This is a genomic window from Pantoea sp. R102 (assembly GCF_004916815.1).
In the GTDB taxonomy this organism is placed as follows: domain Bacteria; phylum Pseudomonadota; class Gammaproteobacteria; order Enterobacterales; family Enterobacteriaceae; genus Pantoea; species Pantoea dispersa.
In genome coordinates this window covers 35377-41665 of record NZ_SDFT01000009.1, presented here as the reverse complement: position 1 = coordinate 41665, position 6289 = coordinate 35377, and the positions used below count along the sequence as shown (strand labels likewise).

The following is a 6289-nucleotide window of genomic DNA, read 5'->3' as shown; positions in this document are numbered from 1 at the left end:
GATAAATTGTTAAAGAGCGGTGCGACGCGGCGTTCGGCCTGCTGTCGCGAGGTGGCGTATATTACGCTTTCCTCCTTCAGAGTCAAACACTTTTTTCAGCGTTTTTCTCCGGCGGGGTGAATCGCTTCATGCCCTGCTGAGCCGCCTGCGTTGCCGCTTTGCCGTCTCAGTGGTGGCGCATTATAGGGATCCGGATTTTTTGCACAACCCCTTTTTTCGATCTTTTTTATCGACTGGCGAGTTTTCACTCTTTTCGCTGCGATCGCGAGCGATCCGCGCAAAAATCAGCTTGTTTACCCGCACCGGAAGCCGCAGGCTAGCGGGAAACATCAGAAAAGGAGAAATAGAATGTCTGTAGCCCTGCGCCCTTATAAGCAACATATTCCCCACACCGGCGAACGTGTGATGGTGGATAGCAGCAGCGTGGTCGTTGGCGAAGTCGAGCTGGCTGATGATGTCAGCATCTGGCCACTGGTAGCAATCCGCGGTGACGTGAATAAAGTGGTGATTGGTAAACGCAGCAATATCCAGGATGGCAGCGTGCTGCACGTTACGCATAAATCCAGCAGTAATCCCGATGGCTTTCCATTGATCATCGGTGAAGACGTGACGGTGGGCCATAAAGCAATGCTGCACGGCTGCACCATTGGCAACCGCGTGCTGGTGGGTATGGGCTCGATCCTGCTGGATGGCGCGATCGTCGAAGATGAGGTGATGATTGGCGCCGGCAGCCTGGTGCCACCCGGTAAACGCCTGCAAAGCGGCTATCTCTATTTAGGCAGCCCGGTGAAGCAGATCCGGCCACTAACCGAAGCGGAAATAGCCGGACTGCTTTACTCCGCTAACAATTATGTCGGCTGGAAAGATGAATATCTGACTCAGGGCAGCCACAGCCAGCCCTGATCGTCGGCCTGCTCCGCCCGGAGCAGCTGCTCGGCCTCTTCCTCCAGATCCCAGCGATGCGCGCTAAACAGCGCCATCGCCTCTCCGGCACCAAAACGTTGCTGCAGCGCCGGCAGCGATATTGCGCAGGTCAGTCCCATACCATTCACTAAGACCGGGAACAGCACCGCCTGCCTGACTGCGTCCCAGCTTTCCCGATCGGGAAACTGGATAGCCTGATTCATGCCTGCATCGCCTGTTTAAGTTGATCGATGACCGGCGCGATCTCCGGCATAACGCCATGCCACAGCTGAAACGCATGCGCCGCCTGACCCACCAGCATGCCGAGTCCATCCGCCAGCTGCTGTGTGCCGTGCTGCTGGCACCACGCCAGAAATGGCGTCAGCCCCTGCTGATAAAACATGTCGTAACAGCGCACCTGCGCATCAATCAGCGTAACCGGCAGCGGCGGCACGTCGCCCGCTACGCCGCTGGAGGTGGCATTGATGATCAGATCAAAACGATCGCCGGCCAGTTGATCAAAACTCATCGCCTGGATCGCCCCACTGTGCTGGAAAAGCTCAGCCAGCTGTTGCGCGCGTTCTGCCGTGCGGTTAACCACCACCAGCGCGCAGCCCGTCGAGAGCAGCGGCAGGATCACCCCACGCGCCGCGCCGCCCGCACCCACCAGCAGAATGCGATCGCCCGGCCGGATTAGCTGCAGCCGTTGCAGATCGCTCAGCAGGCCGATGCCGTCCGTGTTATCACCCAGAATCGAACCATCGGCTCTCTTCTTTAAGGTATTTACCGCGCCGGATAATGCCGCGCGTTCGCTGAGCTCATCCGCGAATTCCCATGCCTGCTGTTTAAACGGCAGCGTAACATTGGCGCCTTTGCCACCGGCCGCAAAAAACGCCTCTATCGCCTGCGGGAACCCTTCCAGCGGTGCGCAGATGCGTCCGTAAGGATGTTCAATACCGGTCTGCTCAGCAAAAGCGGCGTGAATAAACGGAGATTTGCTGTGGGCGATGGGATGACCAAAAACGGCAAACTTTTCCATAATCAGCCCTGACGAATGAGTTCACCGCTAATAGCATCGCGGATTTCAGAAGGATTCAGGCGACCGCCGGTGGCCGCCTGCAACACCGGGAACTGCGAGCCAAACTGCTCTGCCACTTCGGCGGCGCTGCGGCACGGCGGCTGACCGGTTAAATTCGCGCTGGTTGAGACCAGCGGCTTGCCAAATCCGCGACACAGCGCCTGGACCTGCGGATGATCGCTGACGCGAATCGCCAGCGAATCAAAGCGGCCGGTTAACCAGCGCGGCGTATGCGGCGAAGCAGGCACCACATAGGTGACCGGACCCGGCCAGCTGGCAAACATACGTTCGCGCTGCAGCACGGTGAGTTCGCGATCGGCAATATAAGGCTCAAGCTGCGTATAATCAGCGGCGATCAGAATCAGACCCTTTTCTACCGGGCGCTGTTTCAGTGCCAGCAGGGCCATCACCGCGCTTTCGCTGTCCGGATCGCAGCCAAGGCCGAATACGGCTTCGGTAGGGTAAGCAATCACTTGCTGTTGCTGAAGTTGTTCGATGCAGAAGTCGAGGCTTCCGGGTGCATGCTGGCTCTGGTTCATGATCACTCTTCATCCTGGGCGATGGGCTTACCGCAGCGTTTGCTGGCGCAGAAGCGCTTCATGCCCTGTGCGGTTTTCTTTTCAATTAATAACGGGAACTGGCAATGGGGGCAGACACCTTCCAGCGGCGTGGCGTTGATCGCGAACTGGCAGTCGGGATAACGATCGCAGGCGTGGAAGGTTTTGCCATAGCGTGAACGGCGCTGCACCAGCTTGCCGCTGGCGCACTGCGGGCAGGCAATTGCGGTTTCGTCCGGCTTATCGATGGTTTCCGTGTAATCACACTCCGGATAGTGGCTACAGCCGACAAACATGCCGAATCGCCCCTGGCGCAGCACTTTGTCCGCACCACACTGCGGGCAGGCATGACCTTCCAGCACTTTGACAATATGGCCATCACCCTGACTTTTCAGCGGGCGAATATAGTCGCAGGTTGGATAATTAACACAGCCGAGAAAAGGCCCGTGTTTGCCGGCACGTATCACTAATTCTGCCCCGCAGGCGGGGCAGGGATCGTGTTTACGCACGGTAAATAGTGCTGGTTTACTCATATTACCGAATGCATTAATCGCAAATTAATGCAGCATACCTTCATTGACGTCGAATAACAGTTCTTCCATCTGCTGATAGGCATTTTCACACCCGGGGATGTTAAACAGCACCATCAGCACCACCCATTTGAGATCTTCCAGATCGAATTCCAGCGTATCAAGCGCCATAACCCGTTCGATGACCATTTCGCGCGTTTCCATATTCAGCACCTGGATTTGCTCCAGGAACAGAATAAAACCACGACACTCGGCATCTAAACGCTGGCTCTCTTCTTCCGTGTAGATTCGCATGGAGAGCGGATCGTTAGCCAGCAATACTGGCGCGACCAGGCCATCCTGATAATCCGCTAACCGCTCAAGCCAATTCAACGCATTGTAGATATCTTCGCGATGAAAACCGGCATCGGTTAAGTCATCGGTCAATTTATCCTGGTCAACGCGCATTTCAGCCTCGTTGTGGATATACGTCTCAAACAAGTACATAAGTACGTCGAACATGGCATGCCCTCCTCAATCGGACATAGCCGCCGGGTACAGCTGCGATCCATCCTGCTAACTCCAGCTCCAGCAATTGCGCTGCGATAACTGGCACAGGTTGGCCGGCACGTTCAGCGACGACGTCAACAGGTGTAACCTCATCACCTACGTTAGCCAACACGCTGGGAAATGGCAATGGCACATCATCACTGAGTTGTGAATATATTGTTTCTGAGATGCTGGCCGGCAACCATTGCAGGGCAGAATGCAAATCCTCAAGGATATTGTTGGGATGCGCCACCAGCAGCGCCCCCTGCTGAATCAGCCAGTGCGTGCCTTCACAGCCAGGATTACCCAGTGCGCCAGGCAGCGCATACACGTTACGGTTTTGTTCCAGCGCATAGCGCGCCGTTACCAGCGAGCCACTCTTCAGTGACGCTTCAACCACCAGCACGCCATGGCTCAGGCCGCTGATAATACGATTACGCCGCGGAAAATTTACCGCATAGGGCACCATCGACAGCGGCAGTTCTGAAACCAGCGCGCCGCCGCTGGCGATGATCTCCTGTGCCAGCGGCTGATGGTTTTTCGGATAGAGATGATTCAGCCCGCTGCCCAGCACGGCCAGGGTTTTGCCCTGCACTTCCAGCGCGGCACGATGCGCCACGCCATCAATACCGCGCGCCAGCCCGCTGGTGATGGTCAAACCGCTTAGCGCCAGCTGCTGGGTAAACCAGCTGCCCCACTCTCTGCCATACGGCGAACAGTGACGACTGCCGACCACCGCCAGCTGCGGTGTCGCGAGTGCAGAGAGGTCACCCGCTATATAAAGGGCAGCCGGATAGCGGCTGATTTCCCGCAGCCGGGCGGGATAATGTGCATCGGTGCAGGCAATCAGATGATGTTGCGCCTGTTGCAGCCAGCGCTGCGTTTTTTCCAGCTGGCGTGGAAAGAGGGCGAGAAACTGCTGCCGCTGCGTGTCGTCCAGCCCGTGCTGCTGCAGCCACGCGTCGTCAACGTGGCTGGCGGCCAAAAGCGCCATGATGAACTGACGGGCGCGCTCACCGCTTAAACCCCAGACGTAAGTCAGCCTGATAATCCTTTCACTGCGTTCCATGCTGCGCTCCCTGTCAGCCGTGCTCTGATGCGGCACAATGCTGTCAATCAGGCCCCAAAAAGTCTACAATATGAGGCAGTAATCTTTTCTTTAACGCATACAGATCTGGATATTTATGTCAGTTTTGCAGGTATTACATTTCCCTGACGATCGCCTTCGCAAAATTGCTGCACCCGTTGCGGCTGTGAATGCTGACGTTCAGCGTATTGTTGACGATATGTTTGAGACCATGTACGCCGAAGAAGGCATTGGTCTGGCGGCGACGCAGGTGGATATTCACCAGCGCATCATCGTGATTGATGTTTCTGAAAGCCGCGAAGAGCGCCTGGTGCTGATTAACCCGGAGCTGCTGGAAAAAAGCGGCGAAACCGGTATCGAAGAGGGTTGCCTGTCGATCCCGGAACAGCGGGCGTTTGTGCCGCGTGCCGAGCGGGTCAAAGTGCGCGCGCTGGATCGCGACGGTAACAGCTTCGAGCTGGAAACCGATGGTCTGCTGGCGATCTGCATTCAGCATGAGATCGACCATCTCGACGGTAAACTGTTTATCGATTATCTGTCGCCGCTGAAGCGTCAGCGTATTAAACAGAAACTGGAAAAACTGGCCCGCCAGAATGCGCGCGCATCCTGAGAGCGAACAGAAGGTTGAACTGTGTCTGCACCGTTAAAAATCATCTTTGCCGGTACTCCTGACTTCGCAGCGCGTCATCTCGACGCGCTGCTTGCTTCTGAGCATCAGGTGGTTGGCGTCTTTACTCAGCCCGACCGCCCTGCCGGACGTGGCAATAAACTCACGCCGGGCCCGGTAAAAGTGCTGGCTCAGGCGCATGATATCCCCGTGTTTCAGCCAAAGTCCCTGAAGCCGGAAGAGAATCAGCAGCTGGTTGCCGGGCTACAGGCCGATGTGATGGTGGTCGTCGCTTATGGTCTGATCCTGCCTCAGGCGGTGCTGACGATGCCGCGCCTTGGCTGCATCAACGTACACGGCTCGCTGCTGCCGCGCTGGCGCGGTGCGGCACCGATTCAGCGCTCACTGTGGGCCGGCGATAACGAAACCGGTGTGACCATCATGCAGATGGACGTGGGTCTGGATACCGGCGATATGCTGCACAAAATAACCTGCCCGATTAATGCCGACGATACCAGCGCATCGCTGTACGACAAGCTGGCGCAGCTGGGCCCGCAGGGGATGCTGACCACGCTCAGTCTGCTGGCCGCCGGCAGCGCGCAGCCCGAAGTGCAGGATGAGACCCTGGTAACTTACGCGGAAAAGCTCAGCAAAGAAGAGGCACGTCTTGACTGGTCGCTCTCTGCTGTTCAGCTGGAACGGTGCATTCGCGCCTTCAATCCGTGGCCGGTAAGTTATTTCCTTATCGACGATCAGCCGGTCAAAGTCTGGCAGGCCAGCGTGTTACCGCACCGCAGCGCCCAGCCGGGAGAAATTCTGCAGGCTGACAAACACGGCATCCAGATCGCGACCGCTGACGGCGTGCTGAATCTGCTCTCATTGCAGCCTGCCGGCAAAAAAGCCATGGCGGCGCAGGATCTGCTCAATTCGCGTCGTGAATGGTTTACACCCGGCACCGTTCTGGCCTGATTCTCCAGCCCGGTCTCCGCCGGGCTTTTT

The 6289-nt window shown here is 57.1% G+C and carries 9 protein-coding genes; 3 read left to right on the top strand and 6 right to left on the bottom strand.

Features of this window, described 5'->3' with window-relative positions:
• Positions 1–348: 348 nt before the first annotated feature.
• Positions 349–903, top strand: a complete 555-nt coding sequence (locus ERD80_RS01480; protein ID WP_058776575.1) for a gamma carbonic anhydrase family protein — start codon at positions 349–351, stop codon at positions 901–903.
• Here the strand turns inward: ERD80_RS01480 and ERD80_RS01475 are convergent.
• From ERD80_RS01475 to dprA, 6 genes are read right to left on the bottom strand one after another with little or no spacing between them, the layout of a single operon-like run.
• The gene (locus ERD80_RS01475) at positions 879–1127 is read right to left on the bottom strand and encodes a DUF1488 domain-containing protein (protein ID WP_058759902.1); all 249 of its coding nucleotides are present in this window, start codon (positions 1125–1127) and stop codon (positions 879–881) included. The genes ERD80_RS01480 and ERD80_RS01475 overlap by 25 nt on opposite strands.
• Positions 1124–1942: a shikimate dehydrogenase gene (gene aroE, locus ERD80_RS01470; protein WP_058776574.1), complete on the bottom strand. Its 819-nt coding sequence runs from the start codon at positions 1940–1942 to the stop codon at positions 1124–1126. Before aroE ends, ERD80_RS01475 begins: the two co-directional genes overlap by 4 nt.
• A gap of 2 nt (positions 1943–1944) precedes the next feature.
• Positions 1945–2520 (bottom strand): L-threonylcarbamoyladenylate synthase type 1 TsaC, encoded by a 576-nt coding sequence (tsaC, locus tag ERD80_RS01465; protein ID WP_058776573.1) that lies wholly within the window; start codon positions 2518–2520, stop codon positions 1945–1947.
• Between the two features lie 2 nt (positions 2521–2522).
• Positions 2523–3071, bottom strand: coding sequence for a type I DNA topoisomerase (locus tag ERD80_RS01460; protein WP_031279837.1), 549 nt, complete (start codon positions 3069–3071; stop codon positions 2523–2525).
• Between the two features lie 24 nt (positions 3072–3095).
• Positions 3096–3569 (bottom strand): DUF494 family protein Smg, encoded by a 474-nt coding sequence (gene smg, locus ERD80_RS01455; RefSeq protein WP_031279836.1) that lies wholly within the window; start codon positions 3567–3569, stop codon positions 3096–3098.
• Positions 3541–4665, bottom strand: coding sequence for a DNA-protecting protein DprA (gene dprA, locus ERD80_RS01450; RefSeq protein ID WP_136545559.1), 1125 nt, complete (start codon positions 4663–4665; stop codon positions 3541–3543). Before dprA ends, smg begins: the two co-directional genes overlap by 29 nt.
• Positions 4666–4780: 115 nt before the next feature.
• On the opposite strand from dprA, the gene def reads away from it, so the two are divergent.
• Complete coding sequence (gene def / locus ERD80_RS01445) at positions 4781–5293, top strand: peptide deformylase (RefSeq protein WP_021508231.1); 513 nt, start codon at positions 4781–4783, stop codon at positions 5291–5293.
• 21 nt (positions 5294–5314) lie between these two features.
• Positions 5315–6259, top strand: coding sequence for a methionyl-tRNA formyltransferase (gene fmt, locus ERD80_RS01440; protein ID WP_058759898.1), 945 nt, complete (start codon positions 5315–5317; stop codon positions 6257–6259).
• Positions 6260–6289 lie beyond the last annotated feature (30 nt).

Coding starts and splice junctions, on each gene's coding strand:
- ERD80_RS01475 (WP_058759902.1), bottom strand. CDS start 1,127: ATGAATCAGGCTATCCAGTTTCCCGATCGGGAAAGCTGGGACGCAGTC.
- aroE (WP_058776574.1), bottom strand. CDS start 1,942: ATGGAAAAGTTTGCCGTTTTTGGTCATCCCATCGCCCACAGCAAATCT.
- dprA (WP_136545559.1), bottom strand. CDS start 4,665: ATGGAACGCAGTGAAAGGATTATCAGGCTGACTTACGTCTGGGGTTTA.
- ERD80_RS01460 (WP_031279837.1), bottom strand. CDS start 3,071: ATGAGTAAACCAGCACTATTTACCGTGCGTAAACACGATCCCTGCCCC.
- ERD80_RS01480 (WP_058776575.1), top strand. CDS start 349: ATGTCTGTAGCCCTGCGCCCTTATAAGCAACATATTCCCCACACCGGC.
- smg (WP_031279836.1), bottom strand. CDS start 3,569: ATGTTCGACGTACTTATGTACTTGTTTGAGACGTATATCCACAACGAG.
- tsaC (WP_058776573.1), bottom strand. CDS start 2,520: ATGAACCAGAGCCAGCATGCACCCGGAAGCCTCGACTTCTGCATCGAA.
- def (WP_021508231.1), top strand. CDS start 4,781: ATGTCAGTTTTGCAGGTATTACATTTCCCTGACGATCGCCTTCGCAAA.